General features: G+C 48.3%; 25 protein-coding genes and 1 pseudogene. 4 read left to right on the forward strand and 22 right to left on the reverse strand.

All coding sequences use genetic code 11. The annotated features are described in order from the left end of the window. Positions 1-26 precede the first annotated feature (26 nt). The 20 genes from C7R93_RS00290 to cuyA all read right to left on the reverse strand — a co-directional run bounded on the left by C7R93_RS00290 (position 27) and on the right by cuyA (position 22,086). Positions 27-1,013, reverse strand: a complete 987-nt coding sequence (locus tag C7R93_RS00290; RefSeq protein WP_106836945.1) for a FecCD family ABC transporter permease — start codon at positions 1,011-1,013, stop codon at positions 27-29. After that, entirely contained in the window at positions 1,010-2,002 is a 993-nt protein-coding gene (locus tag C7R93_RS00295) for a FecCD family ABC transporter permease (RefSeq protein WP_106836946.1), read from the reverse strand. Before C7R93_RS00295 ends, C7R93_RS00290 begins: the two co-directional genes overlap by 4 nt. 72 nt (positions 2,003-2,074) lie before the next feature. Next, the gene (locus C7R93_RS00300; RefSeq protein ID WP_106836947.1) at positions 2,075-3,055 is read right to left on the reverse strand and encodes an ABC transporter substrate-binding protein; all 981 of its coding nucleotides are present in this window, start codon (positions 3,053-3,055) and stop codon (positions 2,075-2,077) included. Positions 3,056-3,164: 109 nt separating this feature from the next. After that, positions 3,165-4,016: a helix-turn-helix transcriptional regulator gene (locus C7R93_RS00305; RefSeq protein WP_106836948.1), complete on the reverse strand. Its 852-nt coding sequence runs from the start codon at positions 4,014-4,016 to the stop codon at positions 3,165-3,167. A 134-nt stretch (positions 4,017-4,150) separates the two neighbouring features. Then, entirely contained in the window at positions 4,151-6,163 is a 2,013-nt protein-coding gene (locus tag C7R93_RS00310) for a peptidoglycan D,D-transpeptidase FtsI family protein (protein WP_106836949.1), read from the reverse strand. 12 nt (positions 6,164-6,175) lie between these two features. Continuing rightward, positions 6,176-8,227 (reverse strand): penicillin-binding transpeptidase domain-containing protein, encoded by a 2,052-nt coding sequence (locus C7R93_RS00315; protein ID WP_106836950.1) that lies wholly within the window; start codon positions 8,225-8,227, stop codon positions 6,176-6,178. Positions 8,228-8,395: 168 nt separating this feature from the next. After that, complete coding sequence (locus C7R93_RS00320) at positions 8,396-9,088, reverse strand: FHA domain-containing protein (RefSeq protein ID WP_106836951.1); 693 nt, start codon at positions 9,086-9,088, stop codon at positions 8,396-8,398. A 228-nt stretch (positions 9,089-9,316) separates the two neighbouring features. Then, positions 9,317-9,646 (reverse strand): cupin domain-containing protein, encoded by a 330-nt coding sequence (locus tag C7R93_RS00325; RefSeq protein ID WP_017251270.1) that lies wholly within the window; start codon positions 9,644-9,646, stop codon positions 9,317-9,319. Between the two features lie 135 nt (positions 9,647-9,781). After that, positions 9,782-10,018, reverse strand: coding sequence for a hypothetical protein (locus tag C7R93_RS00330; RefSeq protein ID WP_106836952.1), 237 nt, complete (start codon positions 10,016-10,018; stop codon positions 9,782-9,784). Positions 10,019-10,111: 93 nt separating this feature from the next. Continuing rightward, positions 10,112-10,387, reverse strand: coding sequence for a DUF2277 domain-containing protein (locus C7R93_RS00335; RefSeq protein ID WP_106836953.1), 276 nt, complete (start codon positions 10,385-10,387; stop codon positions 10,112-10,114). A gap of 101 nt (positions 10,388-10,488) precedes the next feature. After that, positions 10,489-11,700 (reverse strand): outer membrane protein assembly factor BamB family protein, encoded by a 1,212-nt coding sequence (locus tag C7R93_RS00340; protein ID WP_106836954.1) that lies wholly within the window; start codon positions 11,698-11,700, stop codon positions 10,489-10,491. 98 nt (positions 11,701-11,798) lie between these two features. Next, on the reverse strand, positions 11,799-12,782 hold the full coding sequence (locus C7R93_RS00345) for a helix-turn-helix transcriptional regulator (protein ID WP_106836955.1): 984 nt from the start codon (positions 12,780-12,782) through the stop codon (positions 11,799-11,801). A gap of 135 nt (positions 12,783-12,917) precedes the next feature. Continuing rightward, the gene (locus C7R93_RS00350) at positions 12,918-13,694 is read right to left on the reverse strand and encodes a GNAT family N-acetyltransferase (RefSeq protein WP_106836956.1); all 777 of its coding nucleotides are present in this window, start codon (positions 13,692-13,694) and stop codon (positions 12,918-12,920) included. A 29-nt stretch (positions 13,695-13,723) separates the two neighbouring features. After that, positions 13,724-14,617, reverse strand: a complete 894-nt coding sequence (locus C7R93_RS00355; protein WP_106836957.1) for an AEC family transporter — start codon at positions 14,615-14,617, stop codon at positions 13,724-13,726. Positions 14,618-14,629: 12 nt separating this feature from the next. Next, positions 14,630-15,595 carry a PfkB family carbohydrate kinase gene (locus C7R93_RS00360; protein ID WP_106836958.1) on the reverse strand — a complete coding sequence of 322 codons (966 nt, stop codon included), beginning with the start codon at positions 15,593-15,595 and terminating at the stop codon, positions 14,630-14,632. A 152-nt stretch (positions 15,596-15,747) separates the two neighbouring features. Beyond that, positions 15,748-16,731, reverse strand: a complete 984-nt coding sequence (locus tag C7R93_RS00365; protein ID WP_146142401.1) for a glutaminase — start codon at positions 16,729-16,731, stop codon at positions 15,748-15,750. 19 nt (positions 16,732-16,750) lie between these two features. Continuing rightward, on the reverse strand, positions 16,751-18,175 hold the full coding sequence (locus tag C7R93_RS00370; RefSeq protein ID WP_106836960.1) for a M20 family metallopeptidase: 1,425 nt from the start codon (positions 18,173-18,175) through the stop codon (positions 16,751-16,753). A 25-nt stretch (positions 18,176-18,200) separates the two neighbouring features. Beyond that, on the reverse strand, positions 18,201-19,430 hold the full coding sequence (locus tag C7R93_RS00375; RefSeq protein ID WP_106836961.1) for an MFS transporter: 1,230 nt from the start codon (positions 19,428-19,430) through the stop codon (positions 18,201-18,203). A 230-nt stretch (positions 19,431-19,660) separates the two neighbouring features. Beyond that, positions 19,661-20,959, reverse strand: a complete 1,299-nt coding sequence (locus C7R93_RS00380) for a hypothetical protein (protein WP_106836962.1) — start codon at positions 20,957-20,959, stop codon at positions 19,661-19,663. 128 nt (positions 20,960-21,087) lie between these two features. Further along, positions 21,088-22,086 (reverse strand): D-cysteate sulfo-lyase, encoded by a 999-nt coding sequence (gene cuyA / locus C7R93_RS00385; protein WP_106837087.1) that lies wholly within the window; start codon positions 22,084-22,086, stop codon positions 21,088-21,090. Between the two features lie 138 nt (positions 22,087-22,224). Between cuyA and C7R93_RS00390 the strand changes: the two genes are divergently transcribed. Together C7R93_RS00390 and C7R93_RS30495 are read left to right on the forward strand one after the other, a co-directional pair. Then, positions 22,225-22,428: a YgaP family membrane protein gene (locus C7R93_RS00390; RefSeq protein WP_106836963.1), complete on the forward strand. Its 204-nt coding sequence runs from the start codon at positions 22,225-22,227 to the stop codon at positions 22,426-22,428. Between the two features lie 84 nt (positions 22,429-22,512). After that, complete coding sequence (locus C7R93_RS30495) at positions 22,513-22,716, forward strand: hypothetical protein (protein ID WP_244191406.1); 204 nt, start codon at positions 22,513-22,515, stop codon at positions 22,714-22,716. On the opposite strand, the pseudogene C7R93_RS00400 reads toward C7R93_RS30495, so the two are convergent. Together C7R93_RS00400 and C7R93_RS30500 are read right to left on the reverse strand one after the other, a co-directional pair. Then, a pseudogene (locus C7R93_RS00400) lies at positions 22,706-22,981 on the reverse strand (sensor histidine kinase); the annotation flags it as partial. The gene C7R93_RS30495 and the pseudogene C7R93_RS00400 sit on opposite strands and share 11 nt — an antisense overlap. Then, positions 22,942-23,592 (reverse strand): DUF418 domain-containing protein, encoded by a 651-nt coding sequence (locus C7R93_RS30500; protein ID WP_341866919.1) that lies wholly within the window; start codon positions 23,590-23,592, stop codon positions 22,942-22,944. The gene C7R93_RS30500 and the pseudogene C7R93_RS00400, both read right to left, overlap by 40 nt. 323 nt (positions 23,593-23,915) lie before the next feature. On the opposite strand from C7R93_RS30500, the gene C7R93_RS00410 reads away from it, so the two are divergent. Both C7R93_RS00410 and C7R93_RS00415 read left to right on the forward strand, forming a co-directional pair. Next, the gene (locus C7R93_RS00410; protein ID WP_106837088.1) at positions 23,916-24,743 is read left to right on the forward strand and encodes a MerR family transcriptional regulator; all 828 of its coding nucleotides are present in this window, start codon (positions 23,916-23,918) and stop codon (positions 24,741-24,743) included. Then, positions 24,740-25,942 (forward strand): MFS transporter, encoded by a 1,203-nt coding sequence (locus C7R93_RS00415; RefSeq protein ID WP_106836965.1) that lies wholly within the window; start codon positions 24,740-24,742, stop codon positions 25,940-25,942. The genes C7R93_RS00410 and C7R93_RS00415 overlap by 4 nt, the downstream gene beginning before the upstream one ends. Positions 25,943-26,072: the final 130 nt, after the last annotated feature.

Genomic DNA, 26,072 nt, shown 5'->3' on the forward strand with positions numbered 1-26,072 from the left:
CATTTTGCAAGATTCGGTCCTTTCTTTTATGTTCCTCTTCTTTTCTCTTTTCCAATCAAATACAAGAAATACGGAGCCCCAATGACAGCTGTCACGATTCCCACTGGTACTTCCATCGGCGGCAAAAGCCATCTGCCTAGCCCATCAGCGGCGACCATGAGCGTAACACCGAGCAGAGCAGCGACAGGGAGAAGAAGTGCGTGCTTCCCTCCTACCAATCGACGAGCGATGTGCGGTGAGAGCAGACCGACGAACCCGATAGAACCGACAACCGCCACACATGCTCCTGCGAGTGCGACAGAGGTTACCAAAAGTACAACACGCAGTCTCGTCACATCCTGGCCCAAGCCTTCTGCTACATCATCTCCGAGAGACAATACGTCGAGCCGGTACGCCAATAAGTAAGCAATCGGTAGAAAGACGAGTATCCACGGAAGCACCGCCCATACGTGTTCCCATCCTCGCCCCCACAAGCTGCCTGCCATCCAGAGCAGTGCTGCATTCACATCACCCGGATTTTTGACCATCAGGTATTGGATGCCCGCCTGACAAATGACCCCGATGGCGATCCCTACCAGTGCTAGAGTAGCGGGCTGGACGCGTTTTCGCGCCGTGTACACATACAATATGACTGCGACAACTGCCGCACCGCCAAATGCCGCCAACGGCAGCAAATAAGCCGGAGATTTGGGAAAAAGAAAAATGACGATGGCAGATGCGAGTCCCGCCCCTTTGGTGATGCCGATTACGTCAGGCGACGCCAACGGATTGCGAATCATTCCTTGTAAAATAGCTCCAGATACCGCCAAACCCGCTCCAGCCAGCATGCCTAAGACAATACGCGGCAAACGATACTCGCCAATAATAAAGCTGTGATTTTTCGTCCCCGTTCCAATAAGTGACTCGACAACCTCACGCGGCGATATGGACACCGCCCCAGTTCCAATGCTGATAATAGCGGAGACGATGAGCAACAGCAGTAAGACAGGTACAATACTTTGTCTGCGTGTCATGAAGCTCTCCTCTCCTTGCCCACTAAATAGAGGAAAAAGGGAGCGCCCAAGAAAGCCGTCACGATGCCTACTGGCGACTCATACGGATACGCAATGAACCTAGCAAGAACATCCGCATAGACCAGCAGCAATGCGCCGAGCAGCGCTGTGATCGGGAGGTATAGCAGACTCTCTCTTCCTAGCAAAAGTCGAGTCAAATGAGGCACCATCAATCCGACAAAGCCGATTGGACCAGCAACGGCAACAGCCGAGCCTGCGAGTACGATGACAATGATTCCACAGATCGTCCGCACCCGAAATACATGCTGTCCAAGATTTTTGGCCACATCCTCCCCCATACGCATAATCCCGATGGAGCGAGCCATAAAAAAAGCAAGCACGAGCCCACCGATCGACCAAGGCAGCACACGGTTCACATCTGTCCAATCTGCTCCATCCAATGACCCCGCAAGCCAAAACAGGACCTGATCGGTAGAGTGCTGATGAAACAAGATGAATGCCTCTGTAATCGATGCGAGAAACAGATGGACGGCTGTGCCAGCCAATGCCAGCTTAACAGGAGTCATCCCCCCAGCCGCACCGAGATAGTACACCGCAAATCCACCTATGACAGCCCCGCCAAAAGCGAGTGGCGCTAAAAGTGGCACTGGGAGATTTGGCAAGAGTACCAAAGCAGCTACGACAGCCATCGATGCACCAGCGTTCACTCCAAACGTCTGTGGAGAAGCGAGTGGATTGCCTGTCATTGCTTGCATAATCGCACCGGCCACACCGAGACCTGCCCCAATGATGACCGCCAAAAGCGCCCTCGGGAGCCTGAGCGTCGTCACAATCAGATGCTCTTGTGATGTAGAGGGGGCGAAAAGCGATTGTACGCCACTCACCAATCCCATGTCTGTCCAACCAACCGAGATACTGACGACTAAACCAAAAACGAACAGAAGAATTCCTGCCGCCAGAATAATGCCCGCCTTTGAAGCTCCCTCCATAGGTACATCCTCCTCCCGCAAAAACGACGGGATCGATGTCAGCTACGACACCCATCCCGAAATGATTTCCGCTTATTTACCAGAAAGAAGCGTTACGGCTTCCTCCGAGCTTTGCTCCGATCCAATCAAGCCTCGCGACAGCGCCCATTTATTGCGAGCTACTTCAAACACCTTACCATTTTTTACGGCGTTGATGTTTTGCCACAGTGGATTCGTCTTCCATTCATCCACAATCGTCTTGTCACCTGTTTTCATCAAGAACAGTACGTCTGGATTGAGGGCAACCAACTGCTCCAGATTGGTTTTTGGATACGCCTCTTCACTCTTTGCCGCATCCTCCAAGCCGAGGTATTCCATCAGAGAACCAGCATAGGAAGCATTGGAGTGAGCGAAGAATCCTGTCGGGTTCACTACTGCTGGCAGAACCTTCAGCTTAGCGTCTGTTTTTGGCAGCTTCGCTTTGATAGCTTCCATTTTCGCTTGATGCTCGTCGAGGCGTTTTTTGCCTTCTTCTTTCATGCCCACTGCATCCGCGATAACAGCGTAATTCGCCAGCATATGCTCATAGTTCGCCTGGTGGTCATTCAGTACAATCGTCGGTGCAATTTGCTTCAATTTGTCGTAGACAGCCTTATGCTTGTTCAAATCTGCAATGATGAGATCAGGAGCAAGGGAGCTGATCAGCTCCATGTTTGGTTCGTAACGGGAACCGAGCGATGTATAAGTGCCTACTTTTTCTTTTACCTCTGGAATGATCAGATTCGCGTCACTGTCATCGGAGATTCCTACAGGAGCCACACCCAATGTAGCCAAAGCATCTGCAAAGGAAAAGTCCATCACGACAATACGCGCAGGCTTGCCAACGATTTCTGTTTCGCCCAGCTCATGCTTGATCACGCGCTTTTCACTAGGAGCAGCTGGTGTAGACTCTGTGTTGGTCGCAGCTGCTGGAGTTGTTCCCTGTGCATTTTGTGTCGCTGTACCGCAACCACTCAAAAAGATAGATACCAAAAAAATAAGAAGAAAGCCGGGTAACAACAGTCTTGCTCTCATGATGATAAAACCCCCTACCAAAATAAAACTCCATCGAAATTGAAAATCATTTTCAATAGAGATTATATCGATACCCACTACACCATTCCATGAAGAATCTTGCTCGATTTCATGAATTATCTTGTCTCATATGCGTCTTGACGTATTCCGATGGGGATAGGCCAACTACTTTTTTAAACATCTTGCTAAAGTAAAACTCATCGTTATAGCCTACGCTTTGTGCCACCTCACGCAATCGGCTCCCCGACAATTGGAGCAGCACTTTTGCCCGATTGATTCTAAGGCTTGTCATGTAATCGGAAAAGCTCACACCCTTTAACGCTTTGAACATGCGTGAATAATAGCTGGGACTGACATTCGCCTTTCCTGCCAACATCTCCAGCGTGAGATTGAGCATGTAGTGCTGATCGACATACAGAATCGTTTCCTCGATGCTAGCCACAGTATTTTCGTTGCTCTCAATCGAAGAAAAATCTTTCACCAGGATGTATAAAATGCGCTCGAATAACAGCCTCTGCCGAAATTGCTCTCTCTCTTCATGAGACGCAAAGCTTTGATATAGTTCTTCCATTAAATGCAATACCTGCGAATGGCTGCGTACCCGGAAAGTCCCCTCCAGAGGAAAATTATCTCCGCCCTGGACAAATACTCTCTCTCTCCCTTTTTCACTTTGTTCGATCCAATAGGAGAACTCAATGAAAAAGACCTCCAGCTCCTTGTCTTGTTCCGTCCGCAAAGAAACGCTCGTCTTCGGCTTGATAAAAAAAACATCTCCTGCCTCAACCAGCTGTCTCTGCCCGTTCTCTTCCATTGTTCCTTTTATGTTTTTGACAAACCCGATTCGATGAGAACTAGCAGACGAGAGGATCAGTGGTTCATTGTGACGGCAAGTCTCGAGCCTGACCGTGTCGAGGGAGTAGATCATCTGTTTTAACTGTCGGTAGGCTTCATTCGCAATCAACGGTGCTTCCCCCTCTCATATGCCTTCTATTATAGCTTGTTTCCGTTATCTAACGCATTATTTGAGGGTAATGGTAAATTCAAGAAGGCTGCACGAAGTAGATCCTCGATAGGACCACTTCGAACAGCCTATTTTTATCTCTTAAATCCGATATGCTTGTCATACACGTCGTACACGGAACGGGAAATGATCGCAGCCGATCTTCCCCCATAACCACCCTCAGGAACAATTACTGCTACTGCCAGGACAGGATCATCGACAGGCGCATACGAAATGCTGACACCATTCGTAATGCGGGCGTGCATTTTCCACTTTGTCTTTTTCTGTCCTGTTTTTTCGTCTGTCACAGTCGTCGGCACATAAATATCTTGCTCAGATGTACCCGTTTTCGCAGCTACTTGAAACGGCATTCCTTCATACGCGCGGACTGCTGTTCCCCCTGGCTTCGTCACCATCACCATGCCTTGCTCCAAAATGTCCCAGTATTTATCAGGGTGAGGGAAGGTGCTCATAGTTTTGGGTGTGTACGTTTTCACCAATTTTCCTTCTGGGTCGGTTATTTTATCAACCATTTGCGGCTGCAAACGAACGCCTTTATTCGCTAATGTCGCCGCAAACTGTGCCAATTGCATCGTCGTTGCCCGTACTTGCTGCCCGAAGGAAGCCTGCACCATCGATGCTAACGGACCGTAATTTTCATTCATTACCAAATAGTCTTCTTTGCCTTTGTTTTCATTCGGCAAATCCACGCCAGTTTGAACCCCTAATCCGAATGCGTGATAGTACGATTGCAGGATGGCCGCTGACTCTTTTCCCTTTCGACGGGACAGCTCCTCCCCGATTCTCGCCATATACGTATTCGATGACTTTTGCAGGGAAATCGCAGGGGTTATCATGCCATGCGCTTTGGAACTGTCGTTCTTAATCCGGTCGGTCCCACGTCCATAGTGATACACACCTGCATCATTCCAACGATCGGCGGGAGAGATGATGCCTTCCTGTAAACCGAGCAATACCGTAATCGGCTTGAGGACAGACCCTGACGGCACAATTGAGCCCGGGTGCTTGTAGCCCTCCTGGATGGCCGCCTCGCCTTTTAATGGCCGCGTATCGTATGGCGCTTCTCGAATCGTCCCATTCGTCACCACCAGCTTGATCTCGTCATACATTTTTTGATCCGGTCCCTCAATCCATACGTTTGGATCGTATTCCGGATAGCTGACCATCGCAACGACCTTGCCTGTCTTAACCTCGACTGCCACGACGTACGCTCCCTTTGCAGCCCTCGCCTCAGGGATTGTTGCACGCATCTTCGGAAGAAACTCTCGGATCGAATCCCGGATACCGAGCTGTACCCGCTGATCAATGGTGAGATACACATGATTGCCCGGAATGGATGGAACTTCCTCCACTTGTTTCACAACCGTCTGATCTGCTGCGACCTCATACATTCGGTAACCGTTACTCCCGCGAAGCTCTTTTTCGTAAGAGAGCTCAATCCCATCGAGCCCGACTAACTGGTTCGGCAAATACAGCTTGCTCTCATCCTTGTAGGAGGCGAGCTTCACATTTTCAGCAATGTGATAGGGCCGGACATACCCGACCGCCTGTACAGCGATTTGCTTGGGATCGTATTTCCTGATCGGTTTTGTCACCACTTCAATCCCCGGCAGTTCGCCGCGATGCTCACCCAGTACTGCGATTTCTTTCTCCGTCAAATCCACCTTCAGTTCTTTTTCCAAATAGCGCGGCAATTGTCGCGCCACTCCCACATAATTGCCTTTCTCGTAGGCATAGCCGACATCCATCTTTTTTAACAGCGTGGCTTTGTCGAGTTTCAGTATTTTCTCCAGCTTTTCCACCAGGTCAAAGTACGCTTTCTTCCCCATAACCTCTTGTTCACGGAAGACAGCGAGATGGGAAGGCCGACTTTCGGCAATGACATACCCGTTGCGGTCATAAATGTTTCCTCGCATAGCGGAAATGTAATCTTTTTTATACGATCGGTTTGCCAGCTCATTTGCATAAACGCTCCCTTGCTGGATTTGGATTTGCGCCAATCTAAATATGATTGCCACAAACATGAGAAATACGACGATATAGACGATTTGCAGTCGTTTTAAACGATCATTTTTTGCTTCCTTCATACTTGCCTCTCCCTACTCTTTCAGTACCTTCGTGAATATCCGTTTGATACGTGCATCGAGTACGTGACTACCCCCTCGACCACGAACATCTTCGATCATCATGGTAACCAGCAAACGCGGATCATCTACATTAAAAACGGCGTACCATCCGTTTTCCACTCCGAGCTCGCCTTTTTTCTGTTTCAGCTCAGCTGTTCCAGTCTTGCCCGCCATGCGTATACCAGGCACGCGTGCTCCTCGTCCGGTTCCGCGCTGGTCTTCCATAACCTGTATCAAATGCTGCTTCACTGTGCCAACCACATCAGCAGGTATGACATTCGTCTTCCAATACCCGTCTTTTTTGTCTCCCTGCAACAGTGATGGATAGACGATATTTCCGTCATTTGCAAAAGCGCTGTACACCAACGCGAGGTGAAGCGGCGTCATCGTTACCTCGCCCTGACCATATCCAGAGTCAGCCAATTGAATCTCGTTTTTGAAACCGTCGTTATACAGCTTCGACTTTTCCAGTGGATAGGGAATCGGTAGGGCTTCATGGAATCCAAACAGCTCGCTCTTTTTCACGAATTGCTCCTCCCCCATGGAGAGTGCCGCTTTCGCAAAATAAATATTGTCGGAGTACACCAATGCTTTCTCCAAATTGACAGGTCCCCCGTAATCGCTGACCCGCGTTACCTCGTATCCACCCCAGGAGGCATCCTTCTGCCAATGCAGTCCGCGGACGTGGATACTGTCCGCAGGGGTAATTGCTCCTGACGCAAGGCCAATCGTTGCCGTAATCGGCTTGAATGTGGAACCCGGCGCAAACCCGCGCGCGAATCGATTGAGAAGCGGCTTTTGCGGATTTTCATTGATTTGCTTCCATTCCGTAGCCGACATTCCAAGCACAAACGCATTCGGATCAAAGGACGGAGAATTGACGAGGGCCATGATTTCCCCGGTCTTTGGTGAAATCGCCGCAGCCGTCCCCGCTTCGTTTTTCAGCTCTTGGTAAATCATTTTCTGTACTTCCGCATCGATTGTTAACGCTAGTGGCTGTCCATGCTTGGCGAAGCGCTCCGCCACGGTCTTTTTTTCCGTTCCATCTGCATCCGTAATGACGATACGTCCACCTGCGCTCCCTCTTAGCTGCTCCTCAAAAATCTGTTCCAGTCCTGATTTTCCAATCACATCGGACGTCTTATAGCCCTGATCCTTTCGCTTCTCGTACTCTTCCTGATTGATTGCGCCTACATAGCCAACCAGATGGGCAGTCGCGTCCTGATAGGGATAGTAGCGGACTTGCTTTTTGTGCAATTTGAGCCCTTCTATTTTTTCTAATCGCTGGATACGGGCATCGTCTTGCGGCAGGGTAGCGATCCGGATAAACTTGGCCGACTTGCTTGTCGTTGCTTGGACCTTCGATGTGAGGTCATCCAACGGCATTTGCAAAAGCTTGCTGACCTCCATTTTCCCAGCCTGTGACGTCTGGCCCCATTCTCCCGGATGGATCCCGATATCTACCACGACACGCTCTGTTGCCAATGGACGCCCTGCCCGATCCGTGATTTCACCTCGTCTGGGATACACCGTACTAGCTCTTACTTTGTCCCCTTCTTTCATTTCTGGAAAAATAAAAGAAGGATTCCAATGTATGTACCAGTCCTCCAAGTCGTTCTGCGTTTCTTTGACAAGCATTGCTTTCCCTGTAAAGGAAATCGGTTCGACGAAAGTTTCCATCGTCAGCCGGTAATGAAAGTTGATCTGCCCATCCTCACCTGACGTGACGTCGCCATTGTACATCGGCTCGACCGCAATCGCTTTGGCCTCGATTCCTCCGTAAATGTTTTGGTAACGCGAAACGAATTCTTCTTTGCTGATGGTCTTTTTTGTATGTAAAGAAAGCTGCTCGTACATGCCAGAGAATTCCTGTTCTCCCCATTTTGTCGTATACGCGGTGAATGCTGCCTTTGCCCTCTCGCCATCCGACATCGCGGTGTCCTTCCAAAAGTCCCAGAAAAGATAGAAAAAACCTGAAAGAACAACGACAAACACTGTCCAAAATACCAACCATGTCTTTCTCACTAGTCATTCACCTTCCCTATCACACGATATTACAGTCGGACACCATAATATATGGAAAAAATATGATGACAAGATGAGACTATTCTCATAGTACGATGATAAGTGTCAGATAGTTACGCTAAATACAAAAAACACAGGAGATTCATCCTGTGTCTGTCGTACTGCCTACTATTCTTCCCACATGTAACCAAAGCGAGGGATCGTGGTGACGTTCTCGCCATATCTGCCCAGCCGCTTACGCAAGCGATAAACGAGAGCATTGATCTCAGCTCGTCCAACATCCGGGACGCTGCTCTGTGCATTCAGCAACCGCTCCGGCCAGACGAGTACCATGATTTCATCATAGCTAACCGCCTGATTCGCACGTTGGTACAGAAGCATGAGCAAGTCCATATCTTTTCCGGTCAAATGGATTCTTGCGCCATCGAGACGTATTTCTCTGCGTTCCAGATTGATGACCAAGCCGGAAGTGGAGGTAGTTTCTTTGGGAATCGTCAAAGGGAATGAGAACTCCCGCGTCACATCCATCTCGCTACCCTCTGCGAAAAATATCATCTCTACCACGCCTTTGGCCAACGTAATATGGTCACCGTGATACAGAAAATGAGGTGCTTGCTGGATCGGCATTCCGTTCACTTCTGTCCCATGCTTGCTTTGCAAATCAGAAATCGTATATTGGCTATTGATTTTCCGTATTACTGCATGCCTTCTGGAGATATACGGACTAGAAAAAGCAATGTCTGGTTGTAATTGATTGCCCCGTCTCCCAATCGTACACTCTTCCTTATGTAGAAACTGGCGCTTCTGAAGCTGCTCGGGGTCTCCTTTTTTAATCAATACATATATGCCGTCGTCCAACATTCATCACCTCGAAAAGAGTTGGAGCTATCTGTATTTATTACATATTAAATTACGCATAAGTCAACACTTTTTTCTATGAGCCGAAGTTCAAAAAGCTGTCTTTTTGAACATATATTAATAGCAAAAAAGCCGCCAATTGTCCAGCCAACGAAAGTGACCGGTCGATTGACAGCTCTATATCATCGCTATCCGCGAACGAATAGCGCTTGATTTTCTATGTTGATCGTCTTAGGAGCAGCGCTTGAGAGCAGCGAATTTTTTCGGTTCAATCGCCAGTAGATGACAATCGCCATTCGGGATAAACAGCTTGTAGGAAACTCCCTTTGGCACAACGATAAACTCTCCGGCTTCCACCCATATATTACGCTCGTGGTACATCAGTAGCAGTCTGCCTTTGACGACAAACAGCAGTTCATCCTTCTGGTCATTTTGTTGCCAAGGATACTCCCCTTGCAGCTTCTCTAGCTTAATAGATGTATCATTCATCTCTCCGACAACCAGAGAGCCCCAGGAATCTTGCAAGCGTGATAAATGTTGTGCGACGTTCACCTTTTCCATGATGATCCTCTCCCCTTTGCACTCTACGATAATATAATTTGCAGGAGAGAGACATAGTAGCGAAATGATAAATCATCTCATAAGACGATGATAAGATGCTGAAATTTCTGATTGAGCAGAGGAGAGTGCCATAAATTAATCGGAGAAGTCTCGAAACAGTACATCCAACTCCTTCTCGTCGTACATGTCACCGTCACTAATAAATTTTTCGATCTCTATCGTACCGTCCTCCATCATCTCGATCTCCCATCTTTGACCAGGGACAGCTACCTCGATCATGATGCTTTCGCTCCTTATTTTACTCAAGCGATAAAAGATATGTCGCTCCTCCAATTTGTTTAGCAAATCATTCAACTCATTTAGCCGCTCCATAGGCTCACCTCGTATTCATTTCTCGCAAAATAAAAATGGGCAGTTGCCTTAACGGACTGCCCCTCAAATAGACTGCTTGTCTTTATCGTCTCACTACTCTGTCGTGCCAAACCGTTTGGCGTTTCTCGCGCGAGCACGCTCGATTTCGACTTCCCGATTGCGTGGCTCTGCATTCGTCATCAGCGAATCCAGGAGATTTTTCGCAACATCGGAGACCTCTTGGACCGCGCGATGAAAAGCCTCTTCATTGGCCTTCGAAGGTGTGTTGAAGCCCGAGAGCTTTCGCACGAATTGCAGGGCTGCTGCTTGAATCTCATCTTCTGTCGCGGGTGGGTCAAAGTTGAACAAGGTTTTGATGTTTCGGCACATCGCTTACACCTTCTGTTCCCTTTTTGTATCATTCTACTATACGTGAACGATGAATCGCTAGGTTGTGCTGTACAATGAACGGATTCGTGGATGAGAGGAAGTTACTTGCCTTTCGGTGTGATCGCCAATATACCCATTCCATCTGCACACGCATACAACACCCCATCAGGGCTTGTCCATAAGTGCACGAAAACGGACATCCTATCATTGCGTAATACGATAAAGCGTTCCTTACCGTTTGGGTCTAACGAGAAAATACTTCCGCCCGTATCGGCAAAGAAAACATTCCCTTGACGATCTGTAACGGGCGAAAATCCCATTGTTCCCGTTTGTTCCTTAGGACGATTGTAGCTCCATATCTTCTTGCCCGTGCGATCTACTTTCCAGATCGTGTATTCATTATATTCTCGATAAAAATTTCCAGCGCCATCATGTGGAATTCCCACTTTATTGAGTGTCTTGACATCCACTGGCGCTTCTGCACGGTCTTTGCCATCGGAAGCATGAAGGAATGTCAGCCCTTTTTCTCCCAAGGTATACACCATGCCATCATCTGAAACGTATCTTTTCCCTGGCTGGACGTTTTCCCGCTGCCACTTCATTTTCCCATTCTGATCGAGAGCTGCCAGCTTGTTGTCATACCGTTCAACTAGCAATGTTTGAATCGATTCGATCCAAGTCATTTTCCTTACATCATAGGATAGATATGGCTTGTACTCATACGTGACCACTTGATCGTTTGCCCAAACCAGTTTCCCTTCCTGATCACCTGCTGTTACCCCTCTATCCGTCAGCATGAACATGATCCCTTCCGCTGACACATCAAATTCCGTATAGTAGCTATACATATGCGGGAGCTCCATTGACCAGCGTCTCTTACCATCCTTGCCTACGGCATAAATCCAAGCAGGCGTGCCGTATTCAAATTCAGAGCTGTTATCGTCCAGAATGTACAATAACCCGTCTTTGCCCAGCTTAAGGGAATGTGACCCATCTAGTCCAAGATCACTTTGCCAAATAACCTTTCCATTCGGATTCAACGCATGGAGCACACCGTTTTGCGAAATCAAATACATCGTACCCGTATCGTCATCGACGACCTCTGAGAAGTACTCTTGTCCCCCATCATAGCGCCATGCGATCTCGAATCGATCTGCTCCTCGCATCTTCAGCTTCTTCGGTACCCCATCTTCTAAGACCGTAATCGGCGTTGTTTGTTCACTGCTCATGCTCTGTGCGGCTGTGGCTGCCCCTATGGGAAATACGAGACTAACACCCAGTACCAAAGCGACAATCGTATGATGTATTTTCATAATAGCCCCCTTCCTTCCTTTTTCGGCTACTCGTTTCCTTTTTGTTACAGGAAAAACGGATACCCCTTAGGCAAAGGTATCCGTTCCAGATTGTAAAACTAGCTAAATCTCCCCCGCTTCACTTCGGAAGGATTGAATCCGTACTGCTTGCGAAACGCCTCGGAGAAATGACTGAAGTTGGAGAATCCCACGATGAGTGCAACCTCACTGACATTCATACTGCCCTCCCGCAGTAATCCAAGCGCTTTTTCCAAACGCCTTTCCCGTAAATAGGCAAAAACACTCGTCCCGAACTCTTCTTTGAAGCCGATCTTCAGCTTGTATTCATTGAGCTGTGCCATACGCGCCAGTTCGATCAGGGAAGGCGGAGACTCCATATTTTCGAGTAGAATGTCACGGGCGGTGTGAATCTTTTCCCGATCACTCCGAGATAACTGTGACCTTGGTCGATTCTCTTCCCGCTCGAACAAAAACGTATCCAGCGCTAACGACACGATCTCAAGAATCTTGCCTTCTGTATGCAATCTCCGCAGCTTCAAATGGGAGGATGAAAAATCGTTCAACTGCTGGAGCATCCGAGCCATATTCGGTTGCAATGGCATCCGAAACAGACGATAGGCTTGATTGCCAAGCAGTCCTTGAAACGAATACGCTGCTCCTACATCGCTCTCAGCCACCCACTCATTAAATTGCTCCACAGAAATACCGATCCCGACAGATCGATGTGCAACATCCGCCCGGTACATAAAATGTGCATGAAAGTCGTTCATCAATTGAAGGGAGCAGCTCCCAGGCAAAAACTCGTGCTGACTTCCCGAAACGACGAACTCTCCGCTCCCCTCCAAGCAAAAGCTAAGCTCAACCATGGCAGCCTGCGACTGTATATCCATGACCCGGTTTTCCTGAGGGGTGTAGCTGGATTCGACCAGCTCCAATCCCGGTCGAGGCGTCAGTCTCCGCAAGTAGCCATCATTATTCGTCAGTGTATACCGATTCGCTTCGGACACAATGCGATCACTTTTTGTAGAGGGCAATGCATTGACATAGCTATCGTATATGGAATGTACAGATGCTTGATTCATGACCATATCCCTGCCTAACCATATGTAGGATAATCTTGCAAATGATTCTTATTCTCATAATAGTTATACAGACGTATATCTGCAACTACAAAAGCTGCCCCTCGTAACAATGGGCAGCTTCTTTTTCAAGCCATACTATTTATGCTCATAGAAACATGGATAGGAATAAGCGAGAAATTCAAAGCCTTTTTTCTCCAGAATCGGTCGACTCATCGGACTCGCATCAACCATCAACAGCGGATACCCACGTTCCAGCGCTGCTTGTACCCGTACTGCCACAAGGGCCGTATAATAGCCTTTATTTCTGAAGTCAGGCAAAGTAGAGCCTCCCCACAGACTGCCAAAGGACGTCCCCTCATGCAAATACATCCAAGCCGCACTCACTGCCTGATCGCCACTGTACGCTGCATACACGAGCAGGTGCTCAGGATCTTCCGCCAAATCCCGTTTTAATCTCGCAGCAAGTTCCGCGTTCACACTGCCCCATAGCTGCTCCTTCAACTGCATGATATCATCAATGCCCGCCGAGTCGGTGATTTGACGTATCTCTGGCGGAATGACAAGGCTTCGCAACTCCTCTGCCTGCGCCACCTCTAACACAAGCAGCGCCTCCTGCTCATCAACTGTAAAGCCATGGCCTTTCAGCCTCTCCAGCAAGTTAGCCGGTTGGTCATAATCAAACAGCTTCCACTCAAAAGACTGCTGAAGACTAGAGAAATATTCAAGTTCCTGCTTGATCACTTCCTCTGCATTTTCTTCCGACAGCCTGGAAAACAAGACCACTCCTGAATCATCTGGGGTGGGTGAGACGTGGCGAACAAGGTGTTCCGTCTCCTCCCGTCGGAGTGGCGGATAAGTGATATCCCCTCTCATCTCTTTGTCAAAAAGCCGCAATACCTCTTTTTTGTTCACGTTTTAATCCTCCCTTGTCTACGTCAGGACTAGTGCAAAATGTTCAGCAAAAACGTTAAAGTACCGATACTGATAACCGTCGTAACCAACACGCTGCTGGAGACGAATTGTGGTCGCATGTTGAATTGGATCGCATAGATCGCGGTAGTTGCGGCAGAAGGCATGGCTGCCAGAACGACCAGCACCTTTTGCAGAAGCGGATCAATCGGGAATAACAGACAGATGAAGTACGCCAAAAGTGGTGACGCCACCAACCGTATGACACTCGCAGCACTGAGTCCCTGCCACTCTAGCGCCTTAGTAGATACATTGGCGAGCTGCATGCCCAAGATGAGCATCACAACGGGAATCGCCGCCTGTGCAACCAGATCAATCGTCTGGTAGTAGCTTTGCGGGATGACGATTTGCAGCTGTTGCAGCAAAATCGCGAGAACCACAGCGTAATTGGACGGCTGCTTGAAGATCGCCTTGATGGCTGTCCCCATCCCATTCCCGCCTCGGGAGGCAAAATACACGCCGAATACGCCCATCATAATCGAGTGGAAAACCATGATTTGCACCGCATACGTAAAGCCAGCGTCTCCGAAGGCAAACAAAATAATCGGCGTCCCGTAGTTGCCACTGTTCATGAAGGCAGTCGCGAGCATCAGTGCGCTTTCCTGTTGCTTGTCGTATTTAAACATTCGTGCCGTCAGCTGCGTGATCACAATGAGAGCAGCCAGCAAAAGCAGCGAAATCACGACAATATAAAATAATTGCAAGTCCAGCTGTGTTTTGTAAAAGGTACGAAAGACGAGCGCCGTCGACAAGATATAAATCGCCAGCGAAGAGATCGGCTTCAAATCCATTTTGAAAATACGCTGTAAAATATAGCCGCTAAGAAAAATGAGCAAGACAGGAAGGATGACTTCCACAAAAATCATGACGCTTCCCTCCTAACGTGCTGCTTCCATGAAGCTTTTGACCTCATCTTGCGTAGGCATGGCGGGAATGGCTCCTGTTTTGGTTGTCGTTAGCGCACCTGCGGCATTGGCAAAGCGCACCATATCCTCCAGCTTGACTTGAGGGATATCCAGCATTCTTTCCCTGGCCTCAAGAAGCTGATTGAGCAGCGCGCCCACAAACGCGTCTCCAGCACCAGTTGTATCGACCGCGGTTACTGGAAATCCGCCGACTGTACCGAATTGATTTCGTGTGCGGTAAAAACACCCTTTTTCCCCCAGCGTGACAAAAACAGCTTGCAGATCATACTGCGCAAGCATCGACTTGGTCGCTTCTACGACATCCTCGCTCCCCTTGAGAAAAGCCAGCTCTTCCTCGGACAGCTTGACGATATCGGCCTGTGCCATTCCTTTGAGAGTCATGACCTTCGCTTCCTCCAGATCAGCCCACAAGGACGCTCGAATATTCGGGTCAAATGAAAGGAGTCGCTGATGCTTTTTCGCGTACGCAACGGCTTTCCATGTTGCTGATCTGGCTGGCTCATGCGTCAAGGACAAGGTACCGAAATGAAAAATGGCAGCCTGTGCAATCAGCGCCTCGTTCACGTCTTCCTCCCGCAGCATCATGTCTGCACCCGGATTGCGGTAAAAGTGAAAGGAACGATCGCCTGTCTCATCGAGATGGACAAAAGCCAACGTCGTAGGCGCTTCCTCAGTGAGTACGAGCCCATCTGTCCCAATATTCTGTCGAATTAAGGTCTGTTGTAAAAAACGCCCAAACACATCGTTTCCCACCGCACCGATAAAGGAAGTCCGCTTCCCAAAGCGCGACAGAGCGACAAGTACATTGGCAGGCGCTCCCCCAGGGTTTTGCTCAAATGCAACGCTGCCCGGCTTTTCCTTCTCCTGTACAGGTGTAAAATCAATCAATAACTCGCCACATGCAACCACATCTACCATGTTGATTTCCTCCGATGACCGTGATAGCTCCAGTATGTCATAGGTTCTTTTTTTTGCCAATGAAAGCCAGAAGCCAACTGGAATAAGAAAGGCTGATAAGTAAAAGAAATGGCTAAAGATCCAGACATGCTCTGTGATCTCTAGCCATTCTTTTAATAAATCGTCAAATCCCACGTACTTGCCATATGCTTGAGCAGCGCGACACCTGCTACGCTGTTTCCGTACTGGTCAATCGCCGGTCCGTATACCCCAATTCCGCAGCCGCAAGCAAAAGGCAGCTCCCCCGAACGCCCACGCGGAGGGACAGCAGCCATAATGCCTCCGGACACGCCACTTTTCGCTGGCACGCCCACAAAAGCGGCAAAATTGCCGGAAGCGTTGTACATGCCGCATGTGACCATCAGCGCTTTGGTTACGCGGGCCAGCTCTTTGCCGAATAGCTGTTCCTTACGTATCGGATCATAGCCATCATGAGCCAGAATCAAGCCGATTTTCGCGATGTCCTCTGCCGTTACCTCCAAGGAACATTGCCGGATGTACACGTCCAAAGCATCCTCTACCGGACAAGCCAAAAAGCCAGTAGCTGCGAGATAGTAGGCGAGGGAACGATTTCGGTTGGCCGTTTGCCACTCGGAGCGATACACATCCTCATTGATTTGATGCTTGCGTCCTGTCATGCGCTCGACCATTTGTTGAAAGGACAGGAATTTTTCCTGAGTCGAGTTCCCCTTCAACAAGGAAGAAACCGTAATGGCTCCTGCATTGATCATCGGATTAAAAGGTCTTCCCGGCTTGTGCATTTCCAGACGAACCATCGAATCAAATGCGTCTCCAGTAGGCTCTACATCCACCTGCTCTAATACACTCGCAATCCCGTGGTGCGTACATGCTGCGAGAAAGCTGATGACTTTTGAAATGCTTTGCAGGGTGAAAAGAGCATCGTAGTTTCCAGCCCTGCTGATTTGTCCATCTGGTCCCACCACACAAATCCCTAGCTGTGTTGGGTCAGCCTCTTTCAATGCAGGGATATAAGCAGCACATTTGCCCCTGCTGGACTCCCCACGATATTGCTCGATCCATTGTTCCAAGCAGTCTGTTTCGATCGTTCTTGTTTGCTGCGCCACTTGACTAACCATCTTCCTTTTCACCGTCGATTTAAGCTTTTTGAGGTGGTTGAACATCGTCTGGGATGAGCGAGAAATATTCTTCTCCTTCCAAACGTTCCTGCAATTCGGCTTTTGCCTGTTCGATCCATGTCGGATTTTCCATCGCCTCAATCGCAGTAGCAGCCATGACTTTGCCTGCTTGCAGCATCCCTTTGTGTGCGATTGGCATGGCCCCTTGCGAGACGACCTGCCACGTATGGAATGGCGTTCCCAGTGCCCAGCATGTCGTCATGCATTGCATCGTCGGAACTTGCCAGCTGACATCTCCCACATCCGTAGATCCTGCGAGCGTAAACTCGTGCGTAGAAAGCGGCCCGATTACATCCGCAATCGCTTTGTCCTTCAGTTGCTTCGCTGTTTCACGGTCCAAACCGAACAACGACGCTCTCATATCCTCTGCGGATAGGGTAGCCTGAATTTGTTGGGCATATTGCTGATCTGCTTCATCGTACGTAGGCACGCCGACTTCAACCAGATTTTTGTGCATGAGCTTGGCTAATACCGTATTTGGCACGAGATCAGAAGCCGTCCCTTCAAACACAGCTTCCATCGTGGTTCCCGTCATGAGAGCGGCTCCCCGTGCAATGTCGTAGACTCTTGCATACAATTCCTTTACTTGCTGCTTTTTCGGAGCGCGAATCAAGTACACAACCTCCGCAAAAGGCTGGACGACGTTTGGCGAAATGCCGCCTGTATTCGTAATCGCATAGTGAACCCGTGCTTCCGGAATCATATGCTCCCTCATGTAGTTCACGCCTACGTTCATCAGTTCAACGGCATCCAGGGCACTGCGTCCCAAATGCGGCGCGGCTGCTGCGTGCGCGCTTTTTCCATGAAACTGAAAACGAACAGAGTAATTCGCAAGCGAGCTGATGTTCATGATGCTTGGTGCTGTCGCAGGGTGCCAGGAGAGCGCAAAATCTACATCAGCAAATACGCCAGCCCTTGCCAAATACGCTTTTCCAGAGCCAGCTTCTTCTGCTGGACACCCATAGTAGCGAACTGTACCTTGTAAGCCGGTTTTCTCCATGTAATCCTTGATGCCAACCGCTGCTGCCAACGCTCCGGCACCTAAAAGATTATGTCCACATCCATGCCCATGTCCGTCCGTTACAATCGGCTCATGGTTGATCGCGCCCTTTTTCTGGCTCAAACCTGCCAGCGCATCATACTCGCCCAGGATTGCCACGACAGGCTTGCCGCTTCCGAAGCTGGCAACAAAGCCAGTACCCAGTCCAGCGATTCCTTTCTCCACTTCAAAGCCTTCTGCTGCCAGCGCTTGACACAAATACTCGGCAGAACGATGCTCCTCGAAGTAAATCTCTGGCGTTTCCCAAATTTTATCGCTAACGCGAATAAACGCGTCTCTTTTTTGTTCAATTAACGCAGAAATGATCTCGGTGGTTCTGTTCATTTCATACGCTCCTTTCTCTCGATGTTCAGGCGGATGCACTGTCGGCGTTTTGCTTCAACAGCTCGCCTTTTTCATAGTTCAACGATAATAGTGCGCCGATGCAGATGACTGCGAAGCCGATCAACATCCAGAACGCTGCATCAAAAGAACCGTTAAATGCTTCTACGATAAAACCGATCGCCATTGGTGTGATAAAACCAGCGAGCTGTCCACCTGTATTCACGATGCCCATCCCCGTTCCCGCTACGGCAGCCGGAAGATTTTTCAGGACAACAGACGGCAACAGGATGATCACAAAGGAAAGGAACAGCGACACAATCGCTTGATACGTAATAAACATCGTCACGCTCGATGCAGTAAACATGAAGTACAAGAGAACCGCGACTACCACACAGGAGAGACTACCAATAATTTTTTCGCGACCTTTTGGCAGCTTGTCCAGTACATAGCCGCTCACATAGATCCCTACCAACGTAGCGAAGCCTGGAATGGTTTGCAGCCAGCCGAGTGAGATCATATCCAGCCCTCGTACTTTGCTCAAATAAGTTGGCATCCAGGTTGCAAGACCCCAGTTCACTGCGTAAATGCTAAAGTAAGCGATTAACAGACTCCATAGCAAAGGTGTTTTAAGCAGCAAAGCCAATGAGCTTTTTTGTTGATCGGAGCCAGTTGTATTCGTTACAGACTCTTCTTGCGGAAGTTTGATATAGCGGAAGTACAGGAAAGCAATGATTGCGCCAATGGCACCGATGACGACGAACATGGTTCGCCAGCCCATGGTTTGAATCATCCAAACGGATAAAATCGGGGAGAAAAGTCCCACAATCGCACTAGAGGAGAGCATCACAGACATGGCTCGTGAGCGTTCCTTGACAGGAAAGATAGTGGCGATAATTTTCGAGCTGGCTGGTTGGAAGCCACCTTCGCCGATCCCGAACAGAAAACGGATGAGAATCATCGAAGCCATAGACCAAGCGGCTCCAGTCAGCCCCGTAAAAATAGACCACATGACAACGGAAGCAATGAGTACTTTTCTGGCACCAAATCGATCTGCCAGCCAGCCACCAGGCATTTGCATGAGTGCATAGCCAGCAAAAAAGCTACTGAGCAAAAGTCCCGTGGATGAAGCACTGAGGCTCAAGTCTTCTGTGATCGTCAAAACGGCATAGTTCATGACGTATCGATCCAGGTTCCCTAATGCCCAGCCTAAAAAGAGTAGCGCTAAAATCCAGTTTCTCGTGCGTGCTGATACCATGTGTGGATACCTCCTTCTAGATGCATTACTAAGCTAGTCTTTCATTTTCGCGAAAGCGCATTCATCTCGTTCAATGACTGACGATCCGCGCAAATATGGTCCAGCTCTCTTATTTAACGCATATATTACGACATGTCGTTATATATACTCTACGAAATGTTGAGACTATTGGCAACGGTTTTTTTTGACATTTCGTTTCCCCCATGAAAAAAGCACCCGTAACAGGGTGCTTACAAAAGTTTGTATCGTTTGGTAGGTCGTCCTCGCGTTGATTGCGATTCCTCCCCCGAGCTTTCCGCCAGCTCAACGGCGCATAAATCCGCGACGATTCGCTGTGCATTTCGCTCGCTCATCTGCAAATATTTGGCCAGGTCCTTTGTCGTGAAATCGGTCCACCCCATTTTTTGCAGCAAGGCATCGAGCTTTTTATAGCTTTTGACGCTGATGTTTCCTTTTTTCAGCTTTTCCAAAACCTCATCATCGTCGGCACGATACGAGTAGATGAGCTCCTCTTCCTGACCGACCCACTCCACGATCGTTCCGTCATCCTGAATCATAACAATATCTCGTGCTGCTTTTTCCTTCGATTGGCGCAGTGCACGATGAGCATTCATCTCTGCTGCAAAAGCCGTCTCTCCAAAACCGATTCCAACAGCGACCGTCGTATCTGCTTCCTTCGCCAAAAACTCTACTGTGCTTTGCAAGGTAGGAATCTCCCTGTGAATCGTCCCGCGCGTGCTGAATATGACGTATCGGCCATTCCCATGCTCCAAAAGTGATCCGTCCACTTGCTCGCACAGCTTGATCAAGGCTTGCTTTATACGCAACTCCAAATATTGCAGATGATACGGGGTCTTTGCACTTTCCTTGATTCTGTCAAATTGCTCGACCTCGATCATCTCAATCCCGATCTGTGTATCCTTGAAATACGACGTGCGTACTTTCTCGACAAACACGCGTACCGTTTGCTGGATCTCCATATGGCTTGGCGAGATCCAATAGGCTGGGATACCTGCTTCTACTAGCGCTTGATAGACGGTAGGATAACAGGTCATGGCAGCATCTGTCTTTTTCTCCTTCCATAGCGCAAGATGAAAATCCAGCAGCTCCTGCGGATCGATCGTAGCCTCAAACGTCTTCATATACATATCGCTTACAGAGATGTTGATGCTGTGCAGGGAATCTTCCATGAAGTTTGTGGATAAAAGCATATCAACGCTGACGCGATCGATTAATTTCCGATGCGTGTAGACCATTTCCAAAAAGCCTTTATAGATGCTGGACTCCGTCGGGTAAATATGTTCCATCCGCTTGTCATCATCCAATGCTTGCTTGGCAATCAAGTACGGAATCGGTCCGGAAAAAAGCCAATGATCCACGTACTGGTCATTTTCCAAGACGATCTTTTCTGTCTCTTTTGTCTCTGTATACGGATACGGAACAAAATTCATTCCTTCCTCGAATTCCTTTGCAACCGCAAGAATTCTTTCTACCGATTGCTTGGGACCAACCACACCGATTTTAAACATCCATCTATCAACCTCTGCGTTTCTATTTATACGAGCCTTGCTTACGACCATTCTATACGTATTCACGCAAACAAATCCACCCTTTGGTCGATTCGCTCACTTACAGGCAACTCACTGCCTGTCTTTTCTTAAGGCAAAAACAACTGTGGCACCGTATATAGCGCCGGGGAACCACCCGTATGCAGGAACAATACGTGATCACTCTTGTTAAAATGCCCTTCGCGAATCAAGCCGATTAACCCTGCCATCGCCTTTCCCGTATAGACCGGATCTAGCAAAATCCCCTCTGTCCGAGCGACCAGCCGAACCGCTTCGATCATGCTATCCGTTGGAATCGCATAGCCTGGCCCGACAAATCGGTCGTCACAAAGCACAACTTCTACTCGTATATCCCCTTGCAAACCGATCAGTGCAGCTGTACTTTGAAGCAATCCCGTCACCTTTGCTTCTTGTGCAGCCTGATCGCGGCTGACATTTATTCCGATTACTTTCGTGTTGGACTGACGCGCCATAAAACCGGCAATGAGACCTGCTTGCGTACCGCCACTTCCCGTTGCCGTCACGACGTAATCGTATGGAGTCGTCGTTTCCAGGGCCTGCTGCTCGATTTCTTCCGCACACGCCATGTATCCCAAAGACCCAACTTCGTTGGAGCCGCCTACAGGGATCAGATAAGGTTTTCTTCCTTGTTTTCTCAGAATTTCCGCAAGCACCTCCATAGCCGCAAGCAGATCTGCCTCTGCCGGAATGACCTCGATTTTTTCTGCTCCCAGCAAGTGGAACAACAGGTGATTGCCGCTCGCTTGCGGATGATAGTTGCCCGTCTCAGGAGCGGACAGCACGAGTTGGCAGTGCAGACCTTCGCGAACGGCCGCCGCCAAAGTCAGCCGGCAGTGATTGGATTGGACAGCTCCACAAGTAATCAGCGTGTCTGCCCCTTGCTCGATTGCCTCAGCCACCAAATACTCCAGCTTTCGTGTCTTATTTCCCCCTTCTGTCAAGCCAAGCATGTCATCCCTCTTGATAGAAATGCTCGGTCCTCCCAGCTCCTTGGAGAGTCTCTCCAGCCTTTCGATTGGTGTATGTCCCTGCGTGTACTTTCTGCGATGGTAACGGATATGGTTCATGCTTTTCTTCCCTTCTGCTTGGATTTTGGTATGGGATGGAAAAATCTTCGCGTTATGTAACTTTGTTACATGCAGCAAAAAAGTACTCCATTACAATAAGTCTCATCAATCACAAACACCATAACTGGAGGGATAAGTATGAAAAACGTCGGTCGTTTTGATCAAATGTTTCGTATCATTGCAGGGTTAGCCTTTCTGTCCTTGTTCTTCTTTCTGGAAGGAGGCTACCAATACCTTTCATTGGTGGGCATTCCGCTACTGTATACAGCTTTGACCAAACAATGCTTCTTCTATCGTATCTTTGGGATTAGCTCTTGCCAACTTCCTTCGCACAAATCGTAATTTTCACAATTGACCTTACCCCTTAGATTCTATACCATTATCTGGTATTAATAACAGTACAATCAGAGAGGTAAGCAAACACGAATGAATGTGCAAGCAGAAGCAAATGTAATTAAGCCAAAAGGATTGGGCGGCTGGTTAATCTGGCCGACCATTATTGTCGTTCTCAGCCCACTTTCCTTGCTTTCATCCGTTATTGGCATTTTTCAAGATTGTCAAAATCCCGTACCCTTTTTACAGGGCAACGGGATTTTTGTTGGTTTACATTTTCTTGCTGTTATAGCATAATCTCTATCCGTGTCCCTTGTCCCACGCGACTGTTTACCTTGATTTCTCCCCCATGTGCCACCACAATATCATGGGCGATGGCCATTCCGAGACCTGAGCCTTTATGAGACTGCCCTGTATTCGTTCCTCGATAATAGCGGTCAAAAATCCGTACGAGTTCCTCTTGCTTGATTCCTTTGCCGTTATCTTCAATCGTAATCAGGATACGCTGTTTTTTCTCCAAGCTCACTTTGATGCGGACATCTTCCTCATTGTGGACGATCGCAGCGCAAGCCGTTTCTTTAACTTTTCCAGAACGTTCATATTCATCAGGGTGAAGCCTTCGACAAAATAGGTTAAAAACGATGTCAAGGAAGTAATTAACAGCATAACATCCAGTACAACCGGTATATCTGGCTTACCTCCATATAAATAATCATAGGACAACAAGTTCACCAAAATACCCGTGAGATGCAGCGTGATGGAAATGAAAAACAGTCTTTTCGCCGGAATTTTATGCAGAGCCAATAACACCAGCCCAATCAATGCGTATGACAGCAGTACATCGCCGCCCCAAATCATCGAGTGCAACCAGCCAATTGCACCCAGTGCAACCATGCGCCTGATGTAATAACGATACGGTTTTCCTTTTTCTTTGGCCCGGTTCAAGAAAATAGCCGCACCGACACCGAATAACAACGAAAAGATCGCGTAAAATTTGCCTGTTAACAAGATGTTGATCCAATCGGCATCTGGCAATAAGGTGCTGGAGACACCTGCTGTTTGAAAAAAGTTGGTGATGTTGACCAAAAATATGCCCATTAAGGCGAAGCCTCTTAGCATATCGATTTCTACGATCCGATTTTGTTGCGGAAGATGAACAGTATTTCCACTCATGTTGTATGCAAGTCCTTTCGTCTTATCTTTTATACAGGATTGAGTATAAATCTCGAACCTTTCCGCATCGTAATCCGAACCTTTCAAGAACCTTAAAAAAGCAGCCACTTCTACTCAAACAAAAAAACCTATCGCCTTACTATAATTGGCGATAGGTTTCCTAATATAAAATTGTTTCGGAACTTGCTTCATCACCAGGAAAAGATTCAGCATATCGACTGATGAAGCGATGCCTGTTCCTACGAGAAATAAAGCTCTTGACTTTACACCCAACTGGAGAGTGTAAAATTTAAACGACAAAATCAGGAGGGAAGGTGAAAACATTGTTTAAAATCAGCGAATTCTCCAAGCTGAGCCGTATTCCGCTGCAAACTCTGCGCTACTATGATCAAATCGGACTCTTAAAACCGGCCAAGACCGACGAATCGAGCGGTTATCGGTACTACTCTGCGGAACAACTGCTGAAGATCAATCGAATTGTGATTTTTAAGGAATTGGGATTTACGTTGCAGCAAATCTCGCAGCTATTTCATGAAGATATATCAGCTGAACAGATTCGCGGTATGCTGAAGCTCAAAGAGAGTGAGATCGAGCGCCAGCTAAATATCGAACGCTCCAAGCTTTCCCGGATAAAAGAACGAATGCAGCTTGTGGAATGTGAGGGAAAGATGGATAAAGAACAAGAAATTGTTGTGAAGCGTGTTGAATCCATGCACATGGTTACTTACGCTTCCACGGGCACGGTTGACGATATCCCAAATCTTTTCGATATCTTCGATGGTCTGCTTGACAGCCGAATCCGATCTGCCTTATCCGGCCCTCGAACGGTGTTATGGAACGTATCCGGCAGCTCAGCCCATGAGTTTGAGCTTGAGACCGGTTATGTCGTGAAATCGGAAGCCCTCAGGCTGCCCGAGCATCTTCATTTCCGTTCCCTGCCCTCGGTGACGATGGCCACGATGTTATTCCGTTCGGATTCGGTATATTCAGAGACGGCATGCTTAAACCTTGCTGAATGGATTGAGCAGCAAGGCTTTCTCATACGGAGCGACCAGCCCGGTAGAGAAATCTATGTTCCACTACCTGGAAATCCGGGTGTTGATCTCATCGAAATCCAAATTCCAATTGAAGATAATGAGGAACATTCATGAACAACAAATGGGTCGTTTATTCGCTTGCACTGGCTGTGTTTCTAATTGGGACGATTGAATATATAATAAGCGGAATTCTTCACATCGTAGCAGCAGATCTTGGGATTACGACATCCGCAGCGGGGTCGCTCGTCACGGTGTTCGCCCTTGCCGCAGCGATTGGCTCCCCCGTCGTGATCGCTACAACGATCCGGGTGGACCGAAGAAAAATATTGCTTACGATGCTCGGCATTTTTATTTTAAGCAGCATCATGGTCTATTTTAGTCCTTCGTTTGAGATGATGCTAATGACTCGAATAATCCAGGGGCTCAGTGGAGGGGCTGCCGCAGTGATTGCAATGGCTGTCGCAACGCGTTTGGTTGAAGAGCGTAATCGAGGTCGTGCAATCGGCACTATTCTGATGGGATTAAGCAGTTCGCTCGTTCTAGGCGTACCTGTCGGCACATTATTAAGCGAAACGCTTGGGTGGAGAACCTTATTCGTCATCGTTGGGCTGCTGACGGTAATTCCGCTGCTTGCGGTTTTCCTCAGAGTCCCTTCCATTACTGAGCAGAGAGCTATTACGCTTGGAATGCAGCTGTCGATTTTGAAGGATAAAAAAATTGTGCTGGCGGTTGTCATTACGCTTTTCTATATAGGAGGATACTCTGCACTGTTTACATATATATCACCCTTCTTGCAATCGAATGGCGAACTGTCTGCGGCGGCGCTTTCCGGCATTTTGCTGCTTTCAGGGATTTGCAGTTTTGCCGGCTCCAAAATCGGAGGGGTCCTAGCGGATACGAAAGGGGCCAAGTTCACAATCTATGCCGGACTGGCTCTCCAAGCTGGAACGCTGCTGTTGCTGACCTGGTCAGACGGCTTGATCTATGTTGTCACTCCGTTGATCATGATGTGGATGACCGCCACATGGATGACCTCCCCGGCACAGCAGCTATATTTGGTTACCTTGGTGCCCCAGTCGCCGGATATTGCTTTAAGCGTCAATACTTCGTTTATCCAATTCGGCTTCGCCATTGGCTCGGGAATAGGGGGATTGATGATCAGCAGTTCCTCTATAGACAATCTAGGCTTGGCCGGATTTGCATTGGTCTTCCTGGCGCTTCTACTGGCAGCCTGGTTGTTTGCTTACGATAAAAAAAACGGACACGCAGCGAGTAACAAATACAATGAAAACCGAAGTATCTATACTGATTAAGATACCTCTATCCAGAAATGCGGCGTTATTGGAGGCATACAAGTATAGATAGTGAAAGGCAGAATTCCATAGTGTTCAGTTTCTTTGATAGAAAGTAAAGAAAAAAGGCTATCTCCTGAGTTTCCTTGGA

It is taken from the genome of Brevibacillus fortis, from assembly GCF_003013395.1.
Taxonomy (GTDB): Bacteria; Bacillota; Bacilli; order Brevibacillales; family Brevibacillaceae; genus Brevibacillus; species Brevibacillus fortis.